Source organism: Paraburkholderia sp. UYCP14C (genome assembly GCF_004197395.1).
GTDB lineage: Bacteria > Pseudomonadota > Gammaproteobacteria > Burkholderiales > Burkholderiaceae > Paraburkholderia.
The window spans coordinates 17,355-43,117 of record NZ_SELS01000063.1 but is presented as its reverse complement, the minus strand read 5'-3'; the positions used below and the strand labels follow the sequence as shown (position 1 = coordinate 43,117).

The window sequence follows — 25,763 nt, the reverse complement described above, 5'->3', positions numbered from 1 at the left end:
TCGCCCCATCTTCGCCTCTCGCAACAACGGGTTGATTCAGTCTAGGCGATCAGTGCGTTTTTACACAGCCTCGGCCAGCATCGGTCGTTCGCCTGCAAGGCAATCCGGACGCTCGGACGTCACTTCCAGGTGGCGCAGCTGCCATTCATGCGCGATCGCCTCCGATCGATTTGATGTCAATCTTCGGCCGTTTGACCGTAGGCGGTCAGTCAAGGACATTCTTGTCCAACCGTTCACCAAACCCTGCCTCACCGTTGCCTATCGCCTGCAAGTTCTTTAGCCGCTTGACCGCTCGCGCTCTATGCGCCAATGCGAGGCGACGCGAGCACCGCCTTACTTCTGCTCGCCGCTCGCCTCGAGGATCATATTTGCCACTTCAGTCGGATGCGATAGCAGCGACACGTGGCTCGACTTAAGCTCGATCGTATGCGCGCGCATCCGGTTCGCCATGAAGCGTTCCAGATCGGGGTTGATGGTCCGATCGTCAGTCGACACCGCATACCAGGTCGGCTTGTCGTGCCACGCGGCGATGGTCGTCTTCGCCATCGTGATCGCCTTGCCAATCGGCTGCTGAACCGCATAGAACGTTTCTGCTTCAGCCGTCGGTAGATCGCCGGCGAAGTCTTTCACAAATGCCTGCTCGGATAACTTGCCGTAGCCTTCGGCCGACCACTGAAGCCCCGCCGATGCGGGCGCGGCCGGGAATTTCTTCGTCAGCGCCGGATAGTCCTCGCCGGCATCCGGCGCACGCGCGGCAATGTACACGAGACCGGCCACCTTTGGATCGTCGCCCGCCTGACTGATCACCATCCCGCCGTACGAGTGTGCGACCAACAGCGTCGGGCCGTCCTGTTGCGCAAGCGCGCGCTTGACCGCGTCCACGTCCGCGTCGAGCGAGGTCGTCGGGTTCTGCACCGACGTCACGTGCAGGCCCTTCGCCTGCAGCAGCGGAATCACTTTCTGCCAGCTCGAACCATCTGCAAACAGCCCGTGAACCAGCACGACGTTCTTGATCGGTGCGGACGGGGCGGTGGCGCTGTCCTGCGCGAATGACGTCGTTGCGCTCAGCAGCGTGGCGCAGGCGAAACCGGCGAGGACAAACGAATTCAACTTCATGAGACTTCTCCGAGATATGTGAAGGATGAGATTCGCGAATCTCCCCCGGCCGTTGCGGCGAGTCGATAGACGAACCATACCCAGCCAATCGTCCGGTCGATGCTTCCGACTGCAAGCGGGCGCTGGATTCTGGTGTACGAAGGGTGCAAACACAGTGTCGGAGCGAACATTCCATTCACTGCAAAGTCTTTTTTGCGGCGTCCATTTTGCGGCGGCGCTCGGCTGGTCGGTGCACTCCACAGAAGGAGCGCGTTTCGGTTCACGGATACACGCTCGACGCAAGGTTGTGTTGAGCAAGCTACCTGCTGGCTGGGTCGCTCTGTTGCCTTGCCTATTCCGAATCTATCGGATGCATCGTTTGACGAACTCGAATGGCTGTTTTTGGTCGGCGAACAGCCCCTGCATTTGGACAAGTATGATCGGCTGATGCGGGTCGTTCTGAGCCGGACATCCAGGCCCCGGAGCGACGACTATCGGCCGCCGCGATGCTGCACAGAAGCTGTCCAATTCACTTGGCGTGAGAGACTCCGAGCGAGTACGCGCCATTCTGCTGCCGTCGGGCCAACCTTCCGGCACCGCCCTCTGTTAGCCGGGCAGACGATTTGCGATGCCACAACGAGGAATTCGAGAAGCTCGAAAGCAAGCGGAAGCGATATGTAAGTGCCTCTGCCTGCGACGCCGCAACTCGTGAGCGCATGATCCAAAAACGAAAAGCCCGTGCACGGCACGGGCTTCTGGTTGTGTCGGCTCGCCGGCGAGGACCGAGATCCTTCGCCAGCGCTTCCATCAATGCAGCTCGGCGTTGTACCCGACGTTCAGGCCCATCCGGTACGCCTGCTCGAGCGCGCTGGCGATGTCCCGGACCCGGACCATACGAAGGTCCGCCGCGGTACGCCCGCGTTCCTCCAGAGAGTCGAGCGCCATCGTTTCCGCGGCGATCGCCTGCAACGCGAGCCAGTGAGGATCATTCCTGGAGGTTGCACTCATGCTCGCCTCCTTGCGGTTCGTTACTCGCGCACGTACGCAGCCACTTGCTGGCGGTGGCCCGCACACCATCCTGCTCGTCACGACAGACCAGTTCGGACGGCAGTGCCTGCCCCTGCTCCATGCGACTCACCCGGTGCCCCATCAGCAGGCCCAGGTCGTACGCCCGCTCGAGCGCCTGCGCGAGACTCGCGATTCGCACCAGATGGACGTCGGTCGTGACCTTCCCCGACTCCACCAGTGAGGGTACGCCCAACTCTTCACGGGCAATCGCCGCAAGCGGCTCCCAGTGAACTTCGTTCCTTTCTTCCACTTCCATGACCAGGACCTCCTTCGTAGCCCCACCTTACTAACCGTAAGTTTACGGTCATGAAAGCAACTACCCGGATGGCATTCGGTCGCACCTGGAGTAGGCAGTCGCTTAATTCGCCGTTGCCTCCGCGATCAAACTCGATACGCATAGAGAATCATCGGCAGCCAGTCGTGCTCGTCGCTTCATTGACTCTTGGCACAAAGTAGCTCGTCAGTATTTACTTGCGCCGTTAGCGCACGGCGTGCGCATGCTCGCGCAGTTCACCGGGAATCAACGCGCGCTCGAGGCCACCGTCACTGAGCCATGCACGCGTCTTCTTTGCAGCCCGTTCGATCAGTTGGGCGCACTGCGTATAGTCGTAGGGCGAGACATCGAGTGGACACAACGGCGGAACGACATAGATCTGCGCACGCGTCGAATAGAACTCAAGGTCGCGCAACAGCTGACGTGCGATGACGAGCGTCAGCGCATGCAGGGCCTGCGCAATTGCGGTACGCGGCGGCGCATGCAACGCACACGCGAACCCGGCCGGCAGCACGATGATGCGCGTCGCACCGAGCGTGACCGCCACTGAGATCGGCGTGTTGTTGGCGACGCCGCCATCGATGAGATCCACCCCGTCGATACGCACGGGCGGGAACACGCCGGGGATCGCTGCACTCGCCAGCACGGCTTTCACCACAGGACCGGCAGAGAGAACGATTTCGTCGCCAGTCAGCGAATCGGTCGCGACGATGTGAAGCGGCAAGGTCGCCTGCTCGATCCGCTCATACGACAAATGCGTCTCCAGCAGCTGACGCAACGCGTTCGCCTCGACGAGGTGCGCACGACTGCGCAGAATCATCGCGAGCAGCCCGAGCATGGAAAGCGGCATGATGTCCTGGCGCCGGATCTTGCACCAGAGTGCTTCGAGCATCGCCACGCCACCGCCGTCCGGTTGTCCAGCAAAATACGCTGCGTTGATCGCACCTGCGGAGGCGCCCACCACGCAGCCCGGATGCTCACCGCGCTCGAGCAGCTCGCGCAGCATGCCAACCTCGATCGCGCCAAGGCTGCCACCGCCCGCGAACACGAAGGCGGTCAAACCGGAAAGGGGGGAGTTCATGACTTGTTCGAAACGTCTACCCGCGGCTCAACGCCAATTGCCGTTGCCAGTCGACCGGCACCAGCATGCTGAGGCAATCGCGCACAAGCGCCTGTATGGCGCATCCAACCCAGCCTCAGCAATTCACTGCTGCGGCATCTTCGTCCGTTGATCAGATCCAGCAGTTCATTCTGCATGGTAGGTCCCTTTCAAGGTATCCACCAAACCTCGGTACGCGGCGCGCTCCTGAACTGACGGTTCACTGTGAAGCACATCCAGACAGCGAACACATCGGTGGGCTGACGGCCGCGCGCTCGCTTATGTCGAGTCCCCCTGTCCTGTATCGATGGCCTTTCAGCGTAGACAGAGCGCGCGTCATGCACAAAGACACGGCGTGCTGATGCCGTCCATGCACCGCCGATGCTCCGCGTGCGCCCCCGGCAATTCGCTGGCGGCGAAGTGCGCTTCGTCGCAGCGCGACGCGCACCCGAACGAGGCGCGGCGCGCGCGACTGCACCAGTTTCGCGCCGCGGCATCGATGGGCCGGCGCGCCGCCCTCGCGCCGATAGCCGCGCCGCAACGGGCATCGCACGCGCATCGCATCGAATATGTCACATGGCATGTGCCTTGCAGTAGACGAGCGGCTAGTCGTACGAGCTCAGCCTGGCTGGCTGAAATCGACGCTCATAAACAGTGACCATCAATGGCAAGGGGAAAGCACATGAAACGTCGCAGTCTGTTGAAGTTCGGCTCCATGTCCGGCGCGCTCGCGCTCGCGGGTCGCGTGCCGTTCGCGCACGCGCAGTCCGATAGCGGCCCGATCAAGGTGGGGATCCTGCATTCGCTGTCCGGCACGATGGCGATCTCAGAGACGTCGCTGAAAGACACCGCGTTGATGACGATCGCCGACATCAACAAGAACGGCGGCGTGATGGGCCGTCAGATCCAGCCGGTAGTCGTCGACCCGGCGTCGAACTGGCCGCTGTTCGCCGAGAAGGCGCGCCAGCTTCTGACCCAGGACAAGTGCGCGGTCGTGTTCGGCTGCTGGACCTCGGTGTCGCGCAAGTCGGTGCTGCCGGTATTCGAGGAACTGAACGGCCTGCTGTTCTACCCGGTGCAGTACGAAGGCGAGGAGATGTCGCGCAACGTGTTCTATACGGGCGCAGCGCCTAACCAGCAGGCGATCCCCGCGACCGAATATCTGATGAGCGCCGAAGGCGGCGGCGCGAAGCGTTTCTTCCTGCTCGGCACCGACTACGTGTATCCGCGCACCACCAACAAAATCCTGCGCGCATTCCTCAAATCGAAGGGCGTGCAGGAAACCGATATTCAGGAGGTCTACACGCCGTTCGGCCACAGCGACTATCAGACCATCGTCGCGAACATCAAGACCTTCTCGCAAGGCGGCAAGACCGCGGTGATCTCGACCGTGAACGGCGATTCGAACGTGCCGTTCTACAAGGAACTCGGCAACCAGGGGCTGAAGGCGTCGGATGTGCCGGTCGTCGCGTTCTCGGTCGGCGAAGAGGAACTGCGCGGCATCGACACGAAGCCGCTGGTCGGCAATCTCGCGGCCTGGAACTACTTCATGTCGGTGCGCAACCCGACCAACGAGAAGTTCAAGAAGCAATGGGCCACCTGGGTCAAGGACAACAACCTGCCGGGCGGCACGAAGCGCGTGACCAACGATCCGATGGAAGCGACCTTCGTCGGCATCCATATGTGGAAGCAGGCGGTCGAGAAAGCGAAGAGCACCGAGGTCGACAAGGTGCGCGTCGCGATGGTCGGGCAGACCTTCGCTGCACCGTCCGGTTTCACGCTGGAGATGGACGGCAACCACCATCTGCACAAGCCGGTGATGATCGGCGAGGTGCGCGCCGATGGCCAGTTCAACGTCGTGTGGCGCACCAAGGGACCGGTTCGGGCGCAACCCTGGAGCCCGTTCATCGCCGGCAATGCGGGCAAGCCGGATGTGGTCAGCTCGATTCCGGCGTTCCTGCGGCGTTCGCGCGTCGCATGACGTGTCGGCGTGAGCCGCGCTGCGGCGCGCGGTGGCGGTCTGACGCGCGGTTCGCCGCGCATGTATTGCCGCTGCGGCCGCGACGGGCAGCGTGGAAACTGACACGCGCGGCTCGCGCGCGACCCAAACGCGTCGCGCTTCGCGCGGTTGCCGCGCGCTGGCTGCGTTGCGCGGCGTGACCGCGCACGCCAATCCGCGGCGACGCCTCGCTGAAGATGCGGCGGCGTCCCGCTGAAGCCGCGGCATCGTCACGCGGAAGCAGCGGCGATGCCTCACGCGGCGCCCTTGCCCGCTCCACCGCTCATAGACTCAACCCAGAGCAAAAGGCCATCATGGCGCTTTCATTTCCGACTTCCGTACGACGACGCGGTGCGGCGCTCCTGCTGCCGCTTGCGGTCCTTCTCGCCGGCACGCCGGGCGCCGCATTCGCGCTGACCCAGGCCGACGTCGCGCCGCTTGCCGGCGACGACTTCGAGGCGAAGTCCGCCGCGATCGACAAACTGATCGCCACGCACGACACCGCGTCGCTCGCGGTGCTGAAGGCACTCGCCGACGACAGCGCGCTCGCCACCGACTCGGGCGGGGTACTGCTGCAGGACGGCGACGCGACCCGCGATGCCGTCACCGGCCAGCCCGTCGCCGCGAGCGACGCGCAACCGGTCACGTTGAACAACCTGCTGCGCTCGAAAGTCGCGGGCGCGCTGTCGGGTCTGCAACTCGCGTCGCCCGACCAGGCGACACGCGCAGCCGCCGTCGATGCGCTGCTGCAAAACCCCGATCCTTCGATCAAGCCGCTCGTCGACGCGGCGCGCGCGAAAGAGACAGATCCCGCATTGAAGAAGCGTCTCGACACGCTGTGGGCGATGAGCGCATTGCACGACCCGGACCCGGCGAAGCGTCTCGAAGCGGTGCAACTGGTCGCCGCGCGGCACGACCTGGAAATGAACGAGTTGCTGCGCCCGCTGGTCGCGAAGAAGGCCGACGGCACCTTTGCCGAAACCGACGAACGCGTGCGCGCGGCCGCGCAAAGCGGCATCGATGAGCTCGATGCGATCCAGCGCCGCAGCCAGATCGCGGGCACGCTGTTCGCCGGGCTGTCGCTCGGCAGCGTGCTGCTGCTCGCCGCGCTCGGCCTCGCGATCACGTATGGCCTGATTGGCGTGATCAACATGGCGCACGGCGAATTCCTGATGATCGGCGCGTATGCGACCTACGTCGTGCAGAACCTCGTTCAGCGCTTCGCGCCCAACGCGTTCGACTGGTATCCGCTCTTCGCGATACCGGCCTCGTTCGTCGCGGCCGCGCTGGTCGGCATGGTGCTCGAACGGCTCGTGCTGAAGCACCTGTATGGTCGCCCGCTCGAAACGCTGCTGACCACCTTCGGCGTGAGCCTGATCCTGATTCAGGCGACCCGCATGCTGTTCGGCGCGCAAAACGTGCAGGTCGTCAATCCATCGTGGATGAGCGGCGGCGTCACCGTGCTGCCGAACCTGATCCTGCCGTACAACCGGCTCGCGATTCTCGCGTTCTCGCTGATCGTCGTCGCGATCGCGTGGGCCGTGCTCACGCGCACGCGGCTGGGTCTGTTCGTGCGCGCGGTCACGCAGAACCGCCGCATGGCCGCGTGTGTCGGCGTGAAAACCGCGCGCGTCGATTCGTATGCATTCGCGTTCGGCGCCGGCATCGCGGGACTCGGCGGCTGCGCGCTGTCGCAGATCGGCAATGTCGGGCCCGACCTCGGCCAGAGCTACATCATCGATTCGTTCATGGCGGTCGTGCTCGGCGGCGTCGGCCAGCTTGCGGGCACCGTGCTTGGCGGCTTCGGTCTCGGGCTCGTCAGCAAGGCGATCGAACCGTTCTGGGGCGCGGTGCTCGCGAAGATCGCGGTGCTCGTGCTGATCGTGCTGTTCATCCAGAAGCGTCCGCAGGGCATGTTCGCCTTGAAGGGCCGTAGCGCGGAGGCATGAGATGACATCGGCTACTTCATCGGCAAACCCCACTTCCGCCGCGTCGTCACGCGCCGCAGCGGCGGGCGCTGGCGGCGCCCGCGAGTCCAGCAGCGGCTTCGCGCTCGGCCTGCCGCCACGGCCCGCGCTGCTGTCGCGTCGCGCGTGGCTCGCGCTGATCGCGTTGATCATCGTGTTCGGCCTCGGCGTGCCGTTCGCCGCGCTGGTGATTCCGGAGACGAGCGCGTTGCATCTGTCCGCGTATGCGATGACGCTGACCGGCAAGTTCATGTGCTACGCGATCGCCGCGCTCGCGCTCGATCTGGTGTGGGGCTACTGCGGCATCCTGAGTCTCGGCCACGCGTTGTTCTTCGCGCTCGGCGGCTACGCGATCGGCATGTACCTGATGCGCGCGATCGGTCACGACGGCAAGTACGGCAGCGATCTGCCCGACTTCATGGTGTTTCTCGACTGGCACCAGTTGCCGTGGTACTGGCACGGCACGCAGCATCTCGGCTATGCGCTGTTGCTCATCGTGCTGGTGCCGGCCGTGGTCGCGTGGGTGTTCGGCTTCTTCACGTTCCGCTCGCGCGTGAAGGGCGTGTATCTGTCGATCATCACGCAGGCGATGACCTTCGCCGCGATGCTGCTGTTCTATCGCAACGAAACGGGCTTCGGCGGCAATAACGGCTTCACCGACTTCAAGCGCATCGGCGGCTTTCCGATCACCCATCAGGGCACGCGCGCCGCGTTGCTGCTGCTCACGTTCGCGGTGCTGATCGCCGCGTTCATCGGCGCGCGCGCGATCGTCACGTCGAAGCTCGGCCGCGTCGTGACCGCGGTGCGCGACGGCGAAACGCGACTGATGTTCCTCGGCTACAGCCCGCTCGCGTACAAGCTGTTCGTGTGGACCGTGTCGGCGGTGCTGTGCGGCATCGCCGGCGCGCTCTACGTACCGCAGGTCGGCATCATCAATCCGGGCGAGATGTCGCCGGGCAACTCGATCGAAATGGCGATCTGGGTGGCGGTCGGCGGACGCGGCACGCTGATCGGACCGATCATCGGCGCGTTCGCGGTGAACGGCGCGAAGAGCTTCTTCACGGCGAACTTCCCCGAATACTGGCTGTTCTTTCTCGGCCTGATCTTCGTGCTGGTGCCGCTGCTGCTGCCGAACGGCATCATGGGCCTCGCCGATCTGCTGACGCGCAAAAGAAACCGCTGAGGAACCGCTGATGAACGAAAACCCGATGGTTCCCGATCTGGATTTACCCGAAGCACCGCCAGAACGCTCGTTGAGCGGCGTCGCGAGCATGGGGCACGCGGTCGTGCCCGGCGAGATCGACGTATCGCACGGCACGATCCTCTACCTCGAAGACGTGACGGTCAGCTTCGACGGCTTTCGCGCGCTGAACGCGCTGTCGCTCGCGATCGACGCGGGCGAACTGCGCTGCATCATCGGCCCGAACGGCGCGGGAAAGACGACGATGATGGACGTGATCACGGGCAAGACCGCGCCCGATCACGGCAAGGTGTTTCTTGGCCAGTCGATCGATCTCACCCGGATGAACGAACCGGCGATTGCGCGCTCCGGCATCGGCCGCAAGTTCCAGAAGCCGACCGTGTTCGAGCAGCATCCGGTGTGGGAAAACCTCGAACTCGCGATGAAGACCGACAAGGGCTGGTGGGCGTCGCTGCGCGCGCGGCTCGATCGCGACGCGCAGGCGCGCATCGAGGAAACGCTCGCGCTGATCGGGCTGGAAAGCGAAGCGCGACGGCTCGCCGGCGAGCTGTCGCACGGCCAGAAGCAGCGCCTCGAAATCGGCATGCTGCTGATGCAGCAACCGGCGCTGCTGCTGCTCGACGAACCCGCGGCCGGCATGACCGACGACGAAACGATGCAGCTCGCCGAGTTGCTCAATCACCTGCGCGGCACCTGCTCGATGATGGTCGTCGAGCACGACATGGAGTTCGTCGCGGCACTCGCGGGCGACACCGGCAAGGTAACGGTGATGGCCGAAGGACGCGTGCTCGCGCACGGCACGCTCGACGAAGTGAAGCGCGATGAGACCGTGATCGAGTCTTATCTGGGCCGCTGATTGCAGCTGAAGGCTGAAGGCGATATCGCATCGTCAACCCGACTGGATGAATGAACCATGCTCGAAGTAGATCGACTGAACCAGTACTACGGCGGCAGCCATATTCTGCGCGACGTGAAGCTCACGGTGCCCGACGGCAAGCTGACGGTGCTGCTCGGGCGCAACGGCGTCGGCAAGACCACGCTGCTGCGCTGCCTGATGGGCGTCGTGCCCGCGAAAAGCGGTGCGATCGCATGGCGCGGCGAAGGGCTGATGAAGCTGCCCACTCATGCGCGCGTCGCCCAGGGGCTCGCCTACGTGCCGCAGGGCCGCGATATCTTCCCGCGCCTGACCGTCGAGGAAAATCTGCTGGTGGGCGCCGCCAGCAGAAAGGCGCCGAAGAAAATCCCCGAGCGGATCTATGAGCTGTTCCCGGTGCTGAAGGACATGCGCAACCGGCGCGGCGGCGATCTGTCCGGCGGTCAGCAGCAACAACTCGCAATCGGCCGCGCGCTGATGAGCGAGCCGCAACTGCTGATCCTCGACGAGCCGACCGAGGGCATCCAGCCGTCCATCATCCAGGACATCGGCCGCACGCTGCGGCAACTCGTCGAGGAGATGGGCATGACGGTACTGCTCGTCGAGCAGTACTACGACTTCGCCAAAGCGATCGCCGATCGCTACTGGGTGATGAGCCGCGGCGAAATCATCGCGGGCGGCGAAGGCGCGAACATGGATGCGGACGGCGTGCGCGGGTTGATCGCCGTGTAAGCGTTTCCTTCAATTTCCACCGTCCACCACGCCCCCCGACGCGACTGCAACTCACCACTCAAGTTATCCGCCGCGCAACCGTTAGACAGGCTAGGCAGCGCCGTAACGGTTCGATGAGGTGGACACCATGAACGACAAAAAGCAGGTCAGACGCGAGTTCTACAGGAACCCCGCCTCCTATTGCAGGGTGATGAACGTCGTGTCGGCGGTCACCTTTGGTTTATTCGAGGTGGACAGCGGCGGTACGGTCGGCATGCTGTCGGTGCGCTGGGAGAAGCTCGGCAACGAACTCGCGCCACAACTGCACGCGTACTACGACAGCTGGCACGTGCTCGCGTCGTTCCCCGACGTCCTCGCGAGAATGGCCGAGACGACCGGTCCGTCGTGTTCGCCGGAAGCTTTCTGTCAGCTATTGCTCGATTGCGGATTCATCAACCGCGCGGAACGGGGCGTGGACGATCACGCCGAGCCGACACTCGTACGCTAGGCGCTGCCGCGATACGGCCCAAGGCCTGGGTTAGCGACACAACATCGAAAGAGAAGGGAGATACGCATGTCCGTGACGGTTCGCGTCGAATATCAGTACTGCCAACATGGCAAGAAAGCAATCCTGACAGGCAGCGACTCGTTGACCGTTCAGGAAAACACGCCCCGCGCGGTCCTCGCGTTGCTGCGCCTGCTGCATCCGCAGTGGGAGGGCATCAAGGTGCTGTCGGTGACCGAGGCCTCACCCGAGGGTACTGCGTCGTAGTCGTAGTCGCTGCCGCGCAAGCTGCGGTTACCGCGGCTTGCGCGCTTCGACCCGCGTGCTATGCTCGCCGCACGCCGATTCCGCCCTCCATCCGCATGTCGCTTCACGAAAACCACGCCACGCTCGCCGCCGCGCACACGCCATGGCGCGCGCGTCTCGAACTCGGCTTCGTCGCCGGCGACGCCCGCACGACGCTCGCGCACCGGCTGCACGATGGGCCGCTGCGCGTGCAACGGCCGCTCTATCCGGAAGGCCCGGCGATCTGTCACGCGGTGATCGTGCATCCGCCCGGCGGCGTCGCGGGTGGCGATCAGCTCGACATCGACATCACGCTCGCCGCGCACACGCATGCCGTGCTGACGACGCCGGGCGCAACCAAGTGGTACAAGTCGAACGGCCGCGCGGCGCGGCAACGTATCGCGCTGCAGGTGGCCGGCCAGGCGAAGCTCGACTGGCTGCCGCAGAACAACATCGTGTTCGACCACGCGAACGCGCAACTCGATTTTTCGCTGACGCTCGGCGCCGGCGCGAGCGCGATCGGCTGGGACGCGACGCAGCTCGGACGCCAGGCGGCCGGCGAACGCTGGTCGGCGGGTAGCTTGCGCGCGGTGTCGCGCATCGTCGGCGCGAATGGCGAGCTACTGTGGTTCGAACGCGCGAGCCTCACCGCCGACGATCCGCTGCGCGACGCGCCGCAGGGACTCGCCGGCTTTCCTGCGTACGGCACGCTGTGGGCGGTGGGCGCCGCGTGCGACGACGCGCTCGCCGAATCGCTGAGCGCGCAATTGCCGTTCGACGATACCTTGCGAGCGGCCGCCTCCTGCGTGACGAACGGCGTGCTGCTGGTGCGCGCGGTATCGCGCTCGATGGAAACGCTGCAGCACGCGCTGACGCGCTGCTGGCTGCAATTGCGCCCGGTCGTGCATGGTGTCGCGGCAGTGCCGTTGCGGATCTGGTCGACCTGAGCGCGCGCTTCCCCCTTTCTTCTTCATCGCACCGTTCGCGCACCAAGGTGGCACACGCGCTCGCCCCAACCCTGTGCGCGAGCCGGCGAAACGCGCCGCGCGCCACAGCGCAGCGCGATGGCACACAGCTTGCATTGCATTCGCCACTTCGCGGCCGGCAACGATGAAGCCAGCGACGACCCGACACCAACGACACCACCACCGCTCACGCCCATGACCCGCACTCTCTCCCGCGCCGCGCGCCGCGCCTTGCTGGCCGCATTGCTCGCCCTGCCCATCGTCGCCGACCTCGCGTTTCATGTGAGCCCTGCGCACGCCGACACGCTCGACAACATCGCCAAGGCCGGCGTGCTGAAGGTCGCCGTGCCCGAAGACTATCCGCCGTTCGGCTCGGTCGGTCCCGACATGAAGCCGCAGGGCTACGACATCGACACGGCCGCGCTGCTCGCCAAAGCGATGAACGTGAAGCTCGAACTGGTGCCGGTCAACAGCGCGAACCGCATTCCGTACCTTCAAACGAACAAGGTCGACCTCGTGATCTCGTCGCTCGGCAAGACGCCCGAGCGCGAGAAGGTGATCGACTTCTCGAGCGCGTACGCGCCGTACTACCAGGGCGTGTTCGGTCCCGCCGATATCAAGGTGAGCGGTCCCGCCGATCTGACCGGCAAGACCGTCGGCGCGACGCGCGGCGCGCTCGAAGAAATCGGTCTCACGCAGATGGCGCCCAACGCGACGATCAAACGCTTCGAGGACAACAACGCGACGATCGCCGCGTTCCTGTCCGGCCAGGTGCAGCTGATCGCGGCCGGCAACATCGTCGCGGCCGCGATCCTCGCGAAGAATCCGCCGCGCCGCCCGGAGCCGAAGTTCGTGATCAAGAACTCGCCGTGCTTCGTCGGCATGAACAAGAACGAGCCGCGCCTGCAACAGAAGGTCGATGCCGCGATCGCGCAGGCCAAACACGACGGCACGCTCGCTGCGATGTCGAAGAAGTGGTTCGGCGCGCCGCTGCCCGCCGATCTGTGATTTTTGCAAACGCGGTGGCAAGCTCGGTTGTAAACGCATTTGTAAGCGCGTCGTTAGCCGGTCTTGGTACCGTGACCGGCTGACGGCGCGATGCGAGCACTCCGTCATCGCGATGCGACGAACAAGCCACCACACCCTAACGCCGATACCGACACCCGATGAAGCTGACACCTCGCGAGAAGGACAAGCTGCTGATCTTCACCGCCGCGCTGCTCGCCGAACGGCGCCGCGCGCGCGGCCTCAAGCTGAACTATCCGGAGGCGGTCGCCTTCATCACCGCCGCGCTGATGGAAGCCGCGCGCGACGGCAAGAGCGTCGCCGAGGTGATGCACTACGGCACCACGCTGCTCACGCGTGCCGACGTGATGGAGGGCGTGCCCGAGATGATCCCCGATATCCAGGTCGAAGCGACGTTCCCGGACGGCACCAAGCTCGTCACCGTCCATCATCCGATTCCCTGAACTCTTCTCCGTCAAGGCAGGCCCCATGATTCCCGGCGAACTCCTCATCGACGGCGGCGAACACGAACTGAACGCCGGCCGCGCGACGGTCACGGTGGTGGTGTCGAATACCGGCGACCGTCCCGTGCAGATCGGCTCGCACTACCATTTCTACGAAGTGAACGACGCGCTGTCGTTCGATCGCGAAGCGGCGCGCGGCTTTCGCCTGAACATCGCGGCGGGCACCGCGGTGCGCTTCGAGCCCGGCCAGCAACGTACGGTCGAACTCGTCGCGCTGGCGGGCGATCGCGTCGTCTACGGCTTCAACGGCAAGGTGATGGGCAAGCTGTGATGCGCCGCCCGCGCCCTGGCGTTTGGACCGCACGGCTCCCTGTTGCCTTGCCTGTAGCTCGCTTGTAGCTCGCTTGTAGCTCATTCCGGATCCACACCATGACACTACGCATTGGCCGCCGCGCGTACGCGGAGATGTTCGGCCCCACCACCGGCGACCGCGTTCGCCTCGCCGACACCGAACTGCTGATCGAGATCGAGCGCGACTTCACGACCTACGGCGAAGAGGTCAAGTTCGGCGGCGGCAAGGTGATTCGCGACGGCATGGGGCAGTCGCAGCGCGTACATGCCGAGGTCGTCGATACCGTCGTGACGAACGCGGTGATCCTCGATCACTGGGGTATCGTGAAGGGCGACATCGGCATCAAGGACGGCCGCATCGCCGCGATCGGCAAGGCCGGCAATCCCGACATCCAGCCGAACGTGACGATCGCGATCGGCGCCTCCACCGAAGTGATCGCGGGCGAAGGGCTGATCGTGACCGCGGGCGGCATCGATACGCACATTCACTTCATCAGCCCGCAGCAGATCGAGGAAGCGCTCGCGAGCGGCGTGACGACGATGCTCGGCGGCGGCACCGGCCCCGCGACCGGCACGAATGCGACGACCTGCACGCCGGGACCGTGGCATCTCGAACGCATGCTGCAAGCGGCCGACGGCTATCCGATGAACCTCGGCTTTCTCGGCAAGGGCAACGTGAGCCAGCCGGCACCGCTCACCGAGCAGATCGCCGCGGGCGCGATCGGCCTGAAGCTGCACGAGGACTGGGGCACGACGCCGGCCGCGATCGACAACTGCCTTTCCGTCGCCGACGATACGGACACGCAAGTCGCGATCCACACCGACACGCTGAACGAAGCGGGCTTCGTCGAAGCGACCGTCGCCGCATTCAAGGGCCGCACGATCCACACGTATCACACCGAGGGCGCGGGCGGCGGCCACGCGCCGGACATCATCAAGGTGTGCGGCGAAGCGAACGTGCTGCCGTCGTCGACGAACCCGACGCGGCCCTATACGGTCAACACGCTCGAAGAGCATCTCGACATGCTGATGGTGTGCCATCACCTCGATCCGTCGATTGCCGAAGACATCGCGTTCGCCGAATCGCGAATTCGCCGCGAGACGATCGCGGCCGAGGACATCCTGCACGATCTCGGCGCGCTGTCGATGCTGTCGTCGGATTCGCAGGCGATGGGCCGCGTCGGCGAAGTGATCATCCGCACGTGGCAGACCGCGCACAAGATGAAGGTGCAGCGCGGCGCGCTGCCCGAGGACGGCGCGCGGCACGACAATTTCCGCGCGAAGCGCTACGTTGCGAAGTACACGATCAATCCGGCGATCACGCACGGCATCGCGCATGAAGTCGGCTCGATCGAGCCGGGCAAGTGGGCCGACCTCGTGTTCTGGGAGCCGGCGTTTTTCGGCATCAAACCGTCGCTGATCCTGAAGGGCGGCATGATCGCGATGGCCCAGATGGGCGACCCGAATGCGTCGATTCCGACGCCGCAGCCCGTGCACTATCGCGAGATGTTCGCGACGCGCGGCGGCGCGCTGGGTCGCACGTCGCTGACCTTCGTGTCGCAGCTCGCCGCCGATGCGAACGTCGCCGAACGCTATGGCTTGCAAAAGCGCATCGTTGCCGTGAAGAACTGCCGCAACGTGACCAAGGCCGACATGATTCACAACGCGTGGCGCCCGAATATCAGCGTCGACCCGGAAACCTACCAGGTGATCGCCGACGGCCAGTTGCTGACCTGCGATCCGGCCACCGTGCTGCCGATGGCGCAACGCTATTTCCTGTTCTGATCATGCGTACACTCGATAAACTTCTCGCGCCGCATCTGAAGATTGCGCCGGTACTCGTGAAGCGTGCGCCGACGTTGACGCTCGCGTTCGACGAACGCCGCAAGAGCCGTCTTGCCGCGACGCTCGACAACGGCGAGGAAGTCGCCTTGCTGTTGCCGCGCGGCACCGTGCTGCGCGATGGCGACGTGCTCGTCGCCGATGATGGCGGGCTCGTGCGCGTCGTTGCCGCCGATGAAGCCGTGCTCGTGGTACGCGCCTCGGACGCGTTGACGTTGACGCGCGCCGCGTATCACCTCGGCAATCGTCATACGCCGGTCGAAGTGGGCGCCGATTATCTGAAGCTCGAATACGATCCGGTGCTCGCCGACATGATCAAGCGCATCGGCGCGACGGTCGAACAGGCGACGCTGCCGTTCCAGCCGGAAGCGGGTGCCTATGGCGGCGGGCATAAGCATGGGCACGACGAGACCTTTGCCGAGGACTATGCGATCGCGCAACAGGTGTTTGGCGAGCATCATGGTCATGAGCATGGTCATGAGGGTTCTTCGCACTCGCACGATCACGACCATGGCCACGTGCACGACGAATCGTGCGGACATGGGCACCACTCGCATCGCCATGCGCATCGCTGAACTCACTGCGCTGCTGCATCTCGCGTCGCCGGCGCTGCCGATCGGCGCGTTCAGCTATTCGCAGGGTCTCGAAGCGGCAATCGAAGCGCAACTCATCACCGACGCCGACTCCGCCCGCACGTGGATCGAACGCGGCCTGACCGACGTGCTCGCGCGCGGCGAGTTGCCGTTCCTGGCCCAGCAGATCGAACGCTGGCGTACGCACGATGCCGTGGAACTCGCCGATGCCAACGCCGAGTTTCTCGCGAGCCGGGAGTCCGCCGAGCTACGCCGCGAAACCGAGCAGATGGGCTGGTCGCTGCGACAGCTATGCGTCTCGCTCGAATGGGGCGATGCGGCGAGACGCGCGACGCTCGCGTCGCTCACGCCGCTCGCGCAGCCGAGCGCGTTCGCCTTCGCTGCCTATGCGCACGATGCGCCTGTCGATGCCGCGCTCGCCGCCTATGCGTTCAGCTGGGTCGAGAACCAGGCCGCTGCCGCGTTGAAGGCGGTGCCACTCGGCCAGCTTGCGGGGCAGCGCATCATCGTCGCGCTGCGCGGACCGATCGACGCGGCCGTCGCGCGCGCGCTCGCCACTTCACGTGACGACCTCAACACGTTCGCGCCGCAGCTCGGCATTCTGTCGGCGCGCCACGAGTCGCAGTATTCGCGGCTCTTCCGCTCGTAACACGATCACACCCGAGTCCCACGATCCATCATGAACGCACCTCATCATCCTGTTTCCCACCCCACGACCCAGACCCGCACGAAGAAGCTGCCGCCGCTGCGCGTGGGCGTCGGCGGCCCGGTCGGCTCGGGCAAGACCACGCTGCTCGAAATGCTGTGCAAGGCGATGCGCGACCAGTACGACCTCGTCGCGATCACGAACGACATCTATACGAAAGAGGATCAGCGTTTGCTGACGGTCGCGGGCGCGCTGCCGGCCGAGCGCATCATGGGCGTCGAGACGGGCGGCTGTCCGCACACGGCGATCCGCGAGGACGCGTCGATCAACCTCGAAGCGGTCGACCGCATGCTCACGCGCTTTCCGGACGCGGACATCGTCTTCATCGAATCGGGCGGCGACAACCTCGCGGCCACCTTCAGCCCGGAACTGTCGGACCTGACGATCTACGTGATCGACGTCGCGGGCGGCGAGAAGATTCCGCGCAAGGGCGGACCCGGCATTACGAAGTCTGATCTGCTCGTGATCAACAAGACGGATCTTGCGCCGCTGGTGGGCGCGAATCTCGACGTGATGGCCTCGGATGCGAAGAAGATGCGCGGCGAGCGGCCCTTTGTGATGTGCAATCTGAAGGCGCTCGAAGGCCTCGGCGACGTGGTTAGGTTTATTGAAAAGAAGGGGTTGTTGAAGGTGTGAATGGGTGGAGGGATTGGTCACCCTCCCTACAAAATCTATCGCCACGACTGAACCATGCGCAAACCCCTAAACCTTCTGATCCTCGCGTTCTTGATGCTTTTTCAGTCGCTGGCGATGGCGCAAGCGCCGGACATAAGCACACCCGAATCCAGTATCGCGGTGTTTTATAAATGGTTTCTTCACCGGAGTTCGGAAAGGCACGGATACGCGTTAATGGACAAGGATATTTACACCTATGTCTCAAAACCAACCGTGGATTTTCTGAGAGCGGAATACAAGCAAAACAGGTTCGCGGAGCAAGCGGAGTATTTCACCCGCGTCCAGGACTATGACGACCAGGACTGGGTCGCGCACACAGCGGTGCACCCCGCTCTTCTTCTCAATGGCGTGGCGGTCGTGCCCTTAACGTTCGGATCGACGGAAAAGAAAACGATCATCGCGTTTCTGCGCAAGCAGGGGAACGTCTGGAAGATCACGAAGGTGGTCGATACCGAGGACGACAGGTAGTCGCTGCCGATTAAACGACCGAACCCGGCGTGGCAAGGTGCTGCGGAGATTCGGAGTACCGTTTGATCAAATTAACGGGAACGACCCGTGCAATCGACGCTGAATCAAACGCGAAGCAATCCACCGCTTCGCGCCGCACCTCCCCCTACTCCGGCAACAACGCCGCCAACACATCCACCGTCCTCGCCGTCGCCCCACGATGCCGCGCCGCAAACGCGGCAGCGGCACCGCCCATCGCGAGCCGTCGCGCCTTGTCGCCGAACAGTTCGCGCAGCGCGCGCGCCAGATCGGCCGGGTCCTGCACCTGCACGGCAGCACCGGCCGCGAGCGCATCGGCGGTGGCTTGCGTGAAGTTGAAAACGTGCGGCCCGATTAGCACCGGCACGCCGACCGCGCATGCTTCGATCAGATTCTGTCCGCCGAGCGGCAACAGACTGCCGCCGATAAACGCAAGATCCGACGCCGCGTAGTAAGCGCCCAACTCGCCCATCGAATCGCCGAGCAGCACGTTCACGTTATCAGGCAACGGCGGCACGCCATCGTCAGCGGTGCGCGCCGCCGAGGCGACCTTCGCATCGGGCGCCCAGTTCGATCGGCGTTCGAGCCGCAACCCCGTCTTCTCGACCAGCGCCGCGACTTCATTGAAGCGTTGCGGATGACGCGGCACCAGAATCAGCAGCGCATCGTCGACGCCGAGCGCCGCGAACGCGTCGAGCACCAGCGCTTCTTCGCCCTCGCGCGTGCTCGCCGCCACCCACACGGGCCGCGTGCCGATCGCCGCGCGCCATGCGTGGCCGCGCGCCGCGAGTTCGGGCGGCGTGCTCATGTCGAACTTCAGATTGCCGAGCACCGCCACGTTGCGCGCGCCGAGCGACGTCAAGCGCTCGGCATCGGACGGACTCTGCGCGAGTACGCGCGCGAAGCCGCCGAACACGTCCTTCGTCGCGCCGCCGAACTTCGCCGCGCGCCTGAACGAACGCGCCGACATCCGCGCATTGGTCAGCACGAGCGGCACGTCGGCGCGCCGGCATTCGTCGATCAAGGTCGGCCACACCTCGGTTTCCATCACGAGACCGAGCGACGGCCGCCACGCGCGCAGGAAGCGCCGCACCGCATGCGGCATGTCGTACGGCAGATAGCTGCGCAACACGCGGTCGCCGAAAATCTCGATGCCGGTCGCGCGGCCGCTCGGTGTCATATGCGTGAGCAGAATGCGCGCGTCGGGGCGCGCCTTCATCAGCGCGTCGATCAGCGGCTGCGCGGCGCGCGTCTCGCCGACCGACACCGCATGCACCCAGATCAGCGGCGCGCTGTCTTCGGGCAAGCGTCCGCGCGAATAGCCGAAGCGCTCGCCGATATGCTCGCGATAGCCGCGCTCCTTGCGCGAACGGATCAAGAGACGCAGCACGGCAAGCGGCGCGATCAGCCACCAGAGCGCGCAATAGATCGCTCTTAGCATCGGCGCTCCGTGTGGTTCGTGCGCTTCGCAAAGTCCACGACACTGATACGCGCGATGCGGGTCGGCGCCTGCCCGGCCTTCGGATCAACCGTCGCGCTCAAACCAGCGCCCTGCCCTTCAGGCGCTCGAGAATGCCGAGCGGCGCGCATTCCGGCTGCGCCATCGCCTTGACCGGCAGGAAGAAAGTCTGCTCCAGCATGAACTGGCCGGACATCACCGCGTGCGAGGTCTGGTCGGAGAAGCATACCCACACGCTGCCCGGCGGAAACGGCATGGTCTCCTGCGGACTCGTCTTCTGATAGTCGAGGTCGGCCTTCATGCCGTCGTGCAGATTGAGCATCAGATGGTCGTACTCGCTGCGCAGCGACTTCGTCACATGCAGCAGGTTCAGCAGCCACGCGGCGCCCGGCATCTGCGGCTTGATGCGCGGCAGGAAGCGCTTCGCCATGTCCTCGAACGGCTCGCCGACGCGCCACACGCGCGGCACGCCACGTGGATTCACGTTGGTGAACACGCGCAGGATGCGCTCGCCGTAATTCGGCCGCGACGGAAACGCGTCGACGTGCAGACGGCTATCGTCCTTGCGCCACGAGGTTTCGCGGGTCTCGACCTGATGCAGCCGCAGGCTCGTCGGCGCCACGCGCAGCTTGCCGTCGTACTCGGGAAAGAGCCCGTCGACGAGCGTGCGCGCATTCGCCTGATAACGCGCGATCAACGCGCGCACCGCCGATTGCGTGACCGCATCGCCGGCCACGCCATGCAGCGCGCCGCCGTTCGGTTCGAGGCTGATGTTCTTGCGGTTCGGATCGGCGAGCGCCGGATCGAGCAGCGCCTGCTCGCCACCGTCGATCGCGAAGCGCAGGTTCGGGAAGTACAGCACCTTGCCGCGCTCGACACCGGCGAGCAGCGTTTCGCGCGGCACGGACAGATTGCAGCCGTGCCAATCGGCGTTCGCTACTTCGATGATCTGGGTTTCGTTCATGGTCGCCCTTGGGAACGGAGGGTGCGCAAGGCGAAGCGCACCGACGGGTTGCAGCCCGTGCTGATGACTGCCGGGCCCGGGTTACAACAAACCGAACTCGGCCAGCGCCGACTTGACCTGCTGCAGCGTCGGCGGCTGCCCGGCCGCGCCGAGATTGACGACGTTCGGCGACCAGTAGCCGCCGGTACGCCACGCGGTGGAGAAATTGTACAACTCGACCGTGGGCCGCTTCAGCGCCGCCGCGATATGCACCAGACCCGTGTCGACCCCGACCGTCGCGGCGGCGCCATCGATCAGTCCGACCACCGCCGCAAGCGACAGCTTTGGCGGCACGATCGCGGCCGCGCCGAACTCCTTCGCGAGCCGCTCGCTGGTCGCGCGCTCGGCGTCGCTGCCCCACGGCAGCACGATCGACGCGCCGCGCCGCACCAGCGACTGCCCAAGTTCGATCCACGCCGCGTCGGGCCACTGCTTGTCGGCGCGCGAAGTCGCGTGCACGAACACGACGTAGGGCACCGGCAGATTCAGATTCGCCTGCGACAGCGCGAGCGCCGCCCGGCCCGTATCGAGCCCGAAGTCGATATCGTCGGTGGGTTGCGGCGGCGGGTCGTTCAGCGCCGCGGCCACCAGTTGCCGGGTGCGTTCGACCACGTGCGTGCGCGGCGCGATCGGCACGCGCCGTCCGTAGAAAAAGCGCACCGGCCATTCGTAGCCGGCGCCTTCGGTGCGGTTGCCGAGGCCGACGAGCGGTCCGCGCGCCATGCTCGCGACCCACGCGGTCTTGATCAGCCCCTGGCAGTCAATCACCAGATCGTAGTGCTCGGCGGCGAGCGCGCGACGAAACGCGCCGATCTCGCGCCAGTTGTCGACGGACAGGATGCGCTTGCGCCAGCGCCGCAGCGACACCGGAATCGCGCGCCGCACGCCGCTCACGAGTTCCACCAGCCCGACGAAGCTCTCCTCGACGAGCCAGTCGATCTGCGCGTCGGGATGGCGGCGCCGGATGTCGGCGATCACGGGCATGTTGTGAACGACGTCGCCCAGCGACGACACCCTCACGATCAGTATCTTTTGCGCGCTCAAGAGTGGGAAAACCGGCGATCCGGCTCGAAGATGCGTTGAAAGGACCGCAATTCTAGCGCGCCGTATATAAAAGACATGAAAAACGCGGCGCGGTAAGGCAACCCGCGCCGCGTTCGGTGGCGGCGACGCTTCGATCCGCCTCAACGAATTTCGAAGCGCGCCGCCGCATCAGCCGTCAGAACGGCAGCTTCGCATCGGCCTTCTCCGCGAGAATCACGCGGCGGAAGTCGTCCTGAATGCGTTTGAGCGCCGCATCGTTGTCGGCCTCGAAACGCATCACGACGACCGGCGTCGTGTTCGACGAACGCGCGAGACCGAAGCCGTCCGGGTACTCGACGCGCAGACCGTCGATCTTCACGACGTCGTCCGCGCCGGTGAACTTCGCGTTTTGCTGCAAACGCGCGATCAGCTCGAAGTTCTCGCCTTCCTCGAGCTTCAGTTGCAGCTCGGGCGTGGAGTGCGAGTTCGGCAGCGAGTTCAGCAGCGCGCTCGGATCGGCGACGCGCGTGAGGATCTCGAGCAGACGCGCGCCCGTGTACAGGCCGTCGTCGAAACCGTACCAGCGGTCCTTGAAGAACACGTGGCCGCTCATTTCGCCTGCCAGCGGCGCGCCGGTTTCGCGCAGCTTCGCCTTCACTAGCGAGTGGCCGGTCTTCCACATCAGCGGCTCGCCGCCCTTGTCCTTGACCCACTTCGCGAGATTGCGCGTGCACTTCACGTCGTAGATGATCTGCGCGCCCTTGTTGCGCGACAGCACCTCTTCGGCGAACAGCATCAGCTGACGGTCCGGGTAGATGATCTGGCCATCCTTGGTGACGACGCCCAGGCGGTCGCCGTCGCCGTCGAACGCGAAGCCGATTTCCGCATCGGTTTCCTTCAGCGCGCGAATCACGTCCTGAAGGTTTTCCGGGTGCGCCGGGTCCGGGTGATGGTTCGGGAAGTTGCCGTCGACTTCGGTGAACAGTTCGACGAGTTCGCAACCGAGCTTTTTGAACAGCTTGGGCGCGAGGCCGCCGGCCACGCCGTTGCCGGTATCGACGACGATCTTGATCGGACGCGCGAGCTTCACGTCGCTCGCGATGCGCTCGAGGTACGCGTCGGCGATGTCGTATTCGGTGTAGCTGCCGCTACCGTCGGCGAAGTTCTCGTCGACGATGCGCTGATGCAGCGCGAGGATCTGCTCGCCGTAAATGGCGGCGCCGCGCAGCACCATCTTGAAGCCGTTGTAGTCCGGCGGATTGTGGCTGCCGGTCACGACGATGCACGAGTCGACGCGGCGCTCGCCGCCTGCCAGCTTCAACGGTACGCTCGCCGCGAAGTAGCCGACCGGCGTGGGCACCATGCCCACGTTCACGACATCGACGCCGGCCGCACGCAGGCCGTCGGACAGCGCCCCGATCAGCTCCGGGCCCGACAGGCGCCCGTCGCGCGCGACCACGACCGAGTCGCCGCCCTGCGCGCGCACTTCGCTGCCGAATGCGCGCCCGATGGAGCGCGCGGCGTCGGCGTCGAGCGTCTTGCCAATGACGCCACGAATGTCATACGCCTTGAAAATGGATTTGGAGATCATGTTGGCTCACTTGCGTGCAATGGAAAATTTTGACCTGCGCATCGAAGATAACCGGTAAAAACGCGGTAAAAAATCGCGTAAAAAACCACGACAATATTCGCGATAAAACACGTGTTACCGCGCCGCGATGCGCCCTTGCCGGAAGCGGTCCGGTTCCAACTTATAATTGCGTTCTTCTGACCAGCCTGAATACCGCCATTCTAATGCTTAGACGCCCTCCTTTTGTAAAGTTGCCGTGGCTGCCGGCCGGGCGGGCGAACGTGCATGGCGCCGCATCCATGGCCGCACGAGGCGGCTTGACCGACACGCAAGGGCGAGCGGCCAACGGATGCTGACGCTCAAGCGCTTCGCCAATCCCGACGTCACCCGCGCGTTTACGAACATCGTCTGGCTGGGTCTCGAGCGGCTCACGCAGATCGGCGTCGCTATCGTGATCAGCGGCATGCTCGCGCGTTACTTCGGGCCCGATACGTTCGGCAAATGGCAGTACGCGAACACGCTGCTGCTGGTGCTGTCGCCGATCACATGGGTCTGCGGCGCCGAAATCCTCGTACCAACCATCGTCAACCGGCCGCCCGAACAGCTCGGCACCGTACTCGGCAGCGCGTTCGCGTTGCGCATCTCCGTCTCGGCCGTTGCATTGCTGCTCACGTGGCTCGGCATTGCGCTGCATTTCTTCGAGCCGCTCGTCGGCGCGATGCTCGCCGGCCTCGCGGTGACGATGCTGTTTCGCGAGCCGTTCGTCGGCGTGATCAACGCGTGGCTGCAAAGCATGACCTACAGCAAGCCGCAGTTGCTGACCAGCATGAGCACCGCGGTGATCAAGGCCGGCCTCGTCTATCTGCTGGTGCGCGCGACGGCCGCGCCCGCGCGCTTCGGCTGGCTATGGGCGCTCGAATCGGCGGCGATCGGCGCGGTGCTGCTGCTCTACTTCATGAGCCGGCATCGCGGCAAGCTCGGCTGGCATATCGACCGAACGCTCTTCAAGCACTTCGCTAGCGCAGGTACCGTGTTCTGGCTCGGGCTCATCTGTATGTACCTGTTCCTGAAACTGGACCGGCTGATGCTCGAGCGCGCGATCTCGTTCGCCGACCTCGGACGCTACTCGGCCGCCCAGCAGTTGAACGAAAACTGGATCACGCTTGCGCTGATGCTCGCGCAAACCATTGCGCCCGCATTCGTCTACCGCGTGCAGGGCATCAAGCAACTGCGCCGCAACATGTGGCGGCTCACCGCGCTGACCGCCGTGCTGATGGTGTGCGGCGCGTTCGTGCTCGACCTGCTCGCGGGCTTCATCATCCGCCGCGTGTTCGGACCGGACTTCGAAGGCGCGATCGAGATCTTCCGTTGGGCCGTGTGGCTGTCGGTGCCTGCCGGTATCGAGGCGATCGGCAATCTGGTCGTGCTCAAGTATCAGGCCAAGTTCGTGCTGCTAGCGAAGTGGCTGCTCGCGCTCGCCGTTGCGTTCGCGGTCAATCTGCTGGCTATCCCGCGACTCGGCGCGTATGGCGCGCTCGTCGGCCTCGCGGGCGGCTACCTGGCGGCCGCCTCGGTCAATCTTTATTACATCCGTTTCAAATTGCGCCCATGACGAATTCATCCGCCACCGCGCAAACCACGCTCGACGACGTCGCGGTGCTGATGCCCGCCTACAACGGCCAGGCGGACGTCGATTCTACGCTCGCGTCGTTCGAAGAAAGTGCGCTGGTGCACGTACTGATCGTCGATGACGGCAGTACGCCGCCGATTGTCGCGCCCACCCTGCCGAACCTGAAGATCGAAGTGCTGCGCATGGCGCAGAACGGCGGCATCGAGCGCGCGCTGCAAACCGGCATCGACGCGCTCGCGCAACGCGGCTTTCGCTATGCGGCGCGCATCGACGCGGGCGACCGCGCGGTGCCTCGACGGCTCGCGAAGCAGCGCGCGTTCATGGAAGCGCATCCGAACGTGGCGGGCCTCGGCATGTGGACCCAGGTCGTCACGCGCGCGGGCGAACCGCTTTTCATGCTGACGCCGCCGGCCGAACCGAGCGCGATCCGGCGCCAGCGGTTTTTCCGCTCGTGCCTCGCGCATCCGTCGATGATGCTGCGTATCGATGCCGTGCGCACAGTCGGCAACTATCGCGCCGCGTATCGTTCGGCGGAAGACCTCGACCTGTTCGTACGTTTGATGGAACGCTACGACTGCGCGAATCTGCCGGAACTCGGCCTGCTCTATGAGCTGAACGAAGGCGGCATCAGCGCGACGAAGCGGCGCCGGCAGATCGGCTCGACGCTGCGTTTGCAGTTGCGCTACTTCAACGTGGCCAATCCGTACGACTGGTTGGGCCTCGCGAAGAATCTCATGCACCTGATGCTGCCTTATCGCACGTTGCAGCGGGTCAAGCGCGCGCTGCTCACGCCGCGCGCGAGCCGTTGAGTCACGCCCCGTGTGAGCGCTGTCTCTTTCGTATTCGCCACATTGGCTGAGGTTCGCGCCGCTTCGTTCGGCGCCGTATTCGTATCTGTGGTCCACAATTCAAT

At 64.8% G+C, this 25,763-nt stretch carries 26 protein-coding genes; 18 read left to right on the top strand and 8 right to left on the bottom strand.

Translation table 11 applies throughout. The annotated features are described in order from the left end of the window. Window positions 1–333: 333 nt before the first annotated feature. The 4 genes from EVC45_RS36310 to EVC45_RS36295 all read right to left on the bottom strand — a co-directional run bounded on the left by EVC45_RS36310 (window position 334) and on the right by EVC45_RS36295 (window position 3,518). Window positions 334–1,116, bottom strand: coding sequence for an alpha/beta hydrolase (locus tag EVC45_RS36310; RefSeq protein WP_129962953.1), 783 nt, complete (start codon window positions 1,114–1,116; stop codon window positions 334–336). 786 nt (window positions 1,117–1,902) lie between these two features. Then, window positions 1,903–2,103, bottom strand: coding sequence for a hypothetical protein (locus EVC45_RS36305; RefSeq protein WP_129962952.1), 201 nt, complete (start codon window positions 2,101–2,103; stop codon window positions 1,903–1,905). Continuing rightward, the gene (locus tag EVC45_RS46280) at window positions 2,081–2,419 is read right to left on the bottom strand and encodes a hypothetical protein (protein WP_211193532.1); all 339 of its coding nucleotides are present in this window, start codon (window positions 2,417–2,419) and stop codon (window positions 2,081–2,083) included. The genes EVC45_RS36305 and EVC45_RS46280 overlap by 23 nt, the downstream gene beginning before the upstream one ends. A gap of 223 nt (window positions 2,420–2,642) precedes the next feature. Continuing rightward, entirely contained in the window at window positions 2,643–3,518 is an 876-nt protein-coding gene (locus EVC45_RS36295) for a patatin-like phospholipase family protein (protein ID WP_129962951.1), read from the bottom strand. A gap of 700 nt (window positions 3,519–4,218) precedes the next feature. On the opposite strand from EVC45_RS36295, the gene urtA reads away from it, so the two are divergent. From urtA to EVC45_RS36215, 16 genes are all read left to right on the top strand, one after another. Next, window positions 4,219–5,517 (top strand): urea ABC transporter substrate-binding protein, encoded by a 1,299-nt coding sequence (gene urtA, locus EVC45_RS36290; protein ID WP_129962950.1) that lies wholly within the window; start codon window positions 4,219–4,221, stop codon window positions 5,515–5,517. A 332-nt stretch (window positions 5,518–5,849) separates the two neighbouring features. After that, window positions 5,850–7,484 (top strand): urea ABC transporter permease subunit UrtB, encoded by a 1,635-nt coding sequence (urtB, locus tag EVC45_RS36285; RefSeq protein ID WP_129962949.1) that lies wholly within the window; start codon window positions 5,850–5,852, stop codon window positions 7,482–7,484. A 1-nt stretch (window position 7,485) separates the two neighbouring features. Further along, on the top strand, window positions 7,486–8,685 hold the full coding sequence (urtC, locus tag EVC45_RS36280; RefSeq protein WP_129962948.1) for an urea ABC transporter permease subunit UrtC: 1,200 nt from the start codon (window positions 7,486–7,488) through the stop codon (window positions 8,683–8,685). Between the two features lie 10 nt (window positions 8,686–8,695). Next, complete coding sequence (gene urtD / locus EVC45_RS36275) at window positions 8,696–9,559, top strand: urea ABC transporter ATP-binding protein UrtD (RefSeq protein WP_129962947.1); 864 nt, start codon at window positions 8,696–8,698, stop codon at window positions 9,557–9,559. Window positions 9,560–9,616: 57 nt separating this feature from the next. After that, window positions 9,617–10,309 carry an urea ABC transporter ATP-binding subunit UrtE gene (gene urtE, locus EVC45_RS36270; RefSeq protein ID WP_129962946.1) on the top strand — a complete coding sequence of 231 codons (693 nt, stop codon included), beginning with the start codon at window positions 9,617–9,619 and terminating at the stop codon, window positions 10,307–10,309. Window positions 10,310–10,436: 127 nt separating this feature from the next. Next, window positions 10,437–10,796, top strand: coding sequence for a hypothetical protein (locus tag EVC45_RS36265; protein ID WP_248295396.1), 360 nt, complete (start codon window positions 10,437–10,439; stop codon window positions 10,794–10,796). A gap of 66 nt (window positions 10,797–10,862) precedes the next feature. Continuing rightward, window positions 10,863–11,060, top strand: coding sequence for a hypothetical protein (locus tag EVC45_RS36260; RefSeq protein ID WP_129962945.1), 198 nt, complete (start codon window positions 10,863–10,865; stop codon window positions 11,058–11,060). Window positions 11,061–11,155: 95 nt separating this feature from the next. Next, the gene (locus EVC45_RS36255) at window positions 11,156–12,025 is read left to right on the top strand and encodes an urease accessory protein UreD (protein WP_129962944.1); all 870 of its coding nucleotides are present in this window, start codon (window positions 11,156–11,158) and stop codon (window positions 12,023–12,025) included. 213 nt (window positions 12,026–12,238) lie between these two features. Beyond that, window positions 12,239–13,051, top strand: coding sequence for a transporter substrate-binding domain-containing protein (locus EVC45_RS36250; protein WP_129962943.1), 813 nt, complete (start codon window positions 12,239–12,241; stop codon window positions 13,049–13,051). Window positions 13,052–13,209: 158 nt separating this feature from the next. Continuing rightward, complete coding sequence (ureA, locus tag EVC45_RS36245) at window positions 13,210–13,512, top strand: urease subunit gamma (RefSeq protein WP_008923043.1); 303 nt, start codon at window positions 13,210–13,212, stop codon at window positions 13,510–13,512. 25 nt (window positions 13,513–13,537) lie between these two features. Further along, the gene (locus EVC45_RS36240; protein ID WP_129962942.1) at window positions 13,538–13,843 is read left to right on the top strand and encodes an urease subunit beta; all 306 of its coding nucleotides are present in this window, start codon (window positions 13,538–13,540) and stop codon (window positions 13,841–13,843) included. Between the two features lie 98 nt (window positions 13,844–13,941). Continuing rightward, a complete protein-coding gene (gene ureC, locus EVC45_RS36235; RefSeq protein ID WP_129962941.1) occupies window positions 13,942–15,648 on the top strand; it encodes an urease subunit alpha in 1,707 nt (568 codons plus the stop codon). A 2-nt stretch (window positions 15,649–15,650) separates the two neighbouring features. After that, entirely contained in the window at window positions 15,651–16,280 is a 630-nt protein-coding gene (ureE, locus tag EVC45_RS36230; RefSeq protein ID WP_129962940.1) for an urease accessory protein UreE, read from the top strand. After that, window positions 16,267–16,947, top strand: coding sequence for an urease accessory protein UreF (locus EVC45_RS36225; protein WP_129962955.1), 681 nt, complete (start codon window positions 16,267–16,269; stop codon window positions 16,945–16,947). Before ureE ends, EVC45_RS36225 begins: the two co-directional genes overlap by 14 nt. Window positions 16,948–16,977: 30 nt before the next feature. Then, window positions 16,978–17,640, top strand: coding sequence for an urease accessory protein UreG (gene ureG, locus EVC45_RS36220; RefSeq protein WP_129962939.1), 663 nt, complete (start codon window positions 16,978–16,980; stop codon window positions 17,638–17,640). A 54-nt stretch (window positions 17,641–17,694) separates the two neighbouring features. After that, window positions 17,695–18,147, top strand: a complete 453-nt coding sequence (locus tag EVC45_RS36215) for a DUF3828 domain-containing protein (protein ID WP_129962938.1) — start codon at window positions 17,695–17,697, stop codon at window positions 18,145–18,147. 145 nt (window positions 18,148–18,292) lie between these two features. Here the strand turns inward: EVC45_RS36215 and waaA are convergent, their stop codons facing one another. From waaA to EVC45_RS36195, 4 genes are all read right to left on the bottom strand, one after another. Then, window positions 18,293–19,606, bottom strand: a complete 1,314-nt coding sequence (gene waaA, locus EVC45_RS36210; RefSeq protein WP_129962937.1) for a lipid IV(A) 3-deoxy-D-manno-octulosonic acid transferase — start codon at window positions 19,604–19,606, stop codon at window positions 18,293–18,295. Between the two features lie 97 nt (window positions 19,607–19,703). After that, on the bottom strand, window positions 19,704–20,588 hold the full coding sequence (locus EVC45_RS36205) for a Kdo hydroxylase family protein (RefSeq protein WP_129962936.1): 885 nt from the start codon (window positions 20,586–20,588) through the stop codon (window positions 19,704–19,706). Window positions 20,589–20,669: 81 nt separating this feature from the next. Beyond that, complete coding sequence (waaC, locus tag EVC45_RS36200) at window positions 20,670–21,611, bottom strand: lipopolysaccharide heptosyltransferase I (RefSeq protein WP_248295398.1); 942 nt, start codon at window positions 21,609–21,611, stop codon at window positions 20,670–20,672. 235 nt (window positions 21,612–21,846) lie between these two features. Continuing rightward, window positions 21,847–23,241: a phosphomannomutase/phosphoglucomutase gene (locus EVC45_RS36195; protein ID WP_129962934.1), complete on the bottom strand. Its 1,395-nt coding sequence runs from the start codon at window positions 23,239–23,241 to the stop codon at window positions 21,847–21,849. A 328-nt stretch (window positions 23,242–23,569) separates the two neighbouring features. Between EVC45_RS36195 and EVC45_RS36190 the strand changes: the two genes are divergently transcribed. Further along, complete coding sequence (locus EVC45_RS36190; protein ID WP_129962933.1) at window positions 23,570–24,832, top strand: oligosaccharide flippase family protein; 1,263 nt, start codon at window positions 23,570–23,572, stop codon at window positions 24,830–24,832. Then, on the top strand, window positions 24,829–25,659 hold the full coding sequence (locus EVC45_RS36185) for a glycosyltransferase (protein WP_129962932.1): 831 nt from the start codon (window positions 24,829–24,831) through the stop codon (window positions 25,657–25,659). Before EVC45_RS36190 ends, EVC45_RS36185 begins: the two co-directional genes overlap by 4 nt. Window positions 25,660–25,763 lie beyond the last annotated feature (104 nt).

Excerpts from the sequence above, each read along its gene's own strand:
- ureC (WP_129962941.1), top strand. The coding sequence starts at position 13,942 with ATGACACTACGCATTGGCCGCCGCGCGTACGCGGAGATGTTCGGCCCC.
- EVC45_RS36260 (WP_129962945.1), top strand. The coding sequence starts at position 10,863 with ATGTCCGTGACGGTTCGCGTCGAATATCAGTACTGCCAACATGGCAAG.
- EVC45_RS36255 (WP_129962944.1), top strand. The coding sequence starts at position 11,156 with ATGTCGCTTCACGAAAACCACGCCACGCTCGCCGCCGCGCACACGCCA.
- EVC45_RS36250 (WP_129962943.1), top strand. The coding sequence starts at position 12,239 with ATGACCCGCACTCTCTCCCGCGCCGCGCGCCGCGCCTTGCTGGCCGCA.
- EVC45_RS36195 (WP_129962934.1), bottom strand. The coding sequence starts at position 23,241 with ATGATCTCCAAATCCATTTTCAAGGCGTATGACATTCGTGGCGTCATT.
- EVC45_RS36190 (WP_129962933.1), top strand. The coding sequence starts at position 23,570 with ATGCTGACGCTCAAGCGCTTCGCCAATCCCGACGTCACCCGCGCGTTT.
- waaC (WP_248295398.1), bottom strand. The coding sequence starts at position 21,611 with ATGCCCGTGATCGCCGACATCCGGCGCCGCCATCCCGACGCGCAGATC.
- EVC45_RS36265 (WP_248295396.1), top strand. The coding sequence starts at position 10,437 with ATGAACGACAAAAAGCAGGTCAGACGCGAGTTCTACAGGAACCCCGCC.
- EVC45_RS36215 (WP_129962938.1), top strand. The coding sequence starts at position 17,695 with ATGCGCAAACCCCTAAACCTTCTGATCCTCGCGTTCTTGATGCTTTTT.
- EVC45_RS36295 (WP_129962951.1), bottom strand. The coding sequence starts at position 3,518 with ATGAACTCCCCCCTTTCCGGTTTGACCGCCTTCGTGTTCGCGGGCGGT.
- ureG (WP_129962939.1), top strand. The coding sequence starts at position 16,978 with ATGAACGCACCTCATCATCCTGTTTCCCACCCCACGACCCAGACCCGC.
- EVC45_RS36185 (WP_129962932.1), top strand. The coding sequence starts at position 24,829 with ATGACGAATTCATCCGCCACCGCGCAAACCACGCTCGACGACGTCGCG.
- ureE (WP_129962940.1), top strand. The coding sequence starts at position 15,651 with ATGCGTACACTCGATAAACTTCTCGCGCCGCATCTGAAGATTGCGCCG.
- EVC45_RS36225 (WP_129962955.1), top strand. The coding sequence starts at position 16,267 with ATGCGCATCGCTGAACTCACTGCGCTGCTGCATCTCGCGTCGCCGGCG.
- EVC45_RS36310 (WP_129962953.1), bottom strand. The coding sequence starts at position 1,116 with ATGAAGTTGAATTCGTTTGTCCTCGCCGGTTTCGCCTGCGCCACGCTG.
- EVC45_RS36305 (WP_129962952.1), bottom strand. The coding sequence starts at position 2,103 with ATGAGTGCAACCTCCAGGAATGATCCTCACTGGCTCGCGTTGCAGGCG.
- urtB (WP_129962949.1), top strand. The coding sequence starts at position 5,850 with ATGGCGCTTTCATTTCCGACTTCCGTACGACGACGCGGTGCGGCGCTC.
- urtD (WP_129962947.1), top strand. The coding sequence starts at position 8,696 with ATGAACGAAAACCCGATGGTTCCCGATCTGGATTTACCCGAAGCACCG.
- waaA (WP_129962937.1), bottom strand. The coding sequence starts at position 19,606 with ATGCTAAGAGCGATCTATTGCGCGCTCTGGTGGCTGATCGCGCCGCTT.
- urtA (WP_129962950.1), top strand. The coding sequence starts at position 4,219 with ATGAAACGTCGCAGTCTGTTGAAGTTCGGCTCCATGTCCGGCGCGCTC.
- ureA (WP_008923043.1), top strand. The coding sequence starts at position 13,210 with ATGAAGCTGACACCTCGCGAGAAGGACAAGCTGCTGATCTTCACCGCC.
- EVC45_RS36240 (WP_129962942.1), top strand. The coding sequence starts at position 13,538 with ATGATTCCCGGCGAACTCCTCATCGACGGCGGCGAACACGAACTGAAC.
- EVC45_RS36205 (WP_129962936.1), bottom strand. The coding sequence starts at position 20,588 with ATGAACGAAACCCAGATCATCGAAGTAGCGAACGCCGATTGGCACGGC.
- urtC (WP_129962948.1), top strand. The coding sequence starts at position 7,486 with ATGACATCGGCTACTTCATCGGCAAACCCCACTTCCGCCGCGTCGTCA.
- urtE (WP_129962946.1), top strand. The coding sequence starts at position 9,617 with ATGCTCGAAGTAGATCGACTGAACCAGTACTACGGCGGCAGCCATATT.
- EVC45_RS46280 (WP_211193532.1), bottom strand. The coding sequence starts at position 2,419 with ATGGAAGTGGAAGAAAGGAACGAAGTTCACTGGGAGCCGCTTGCGGCG.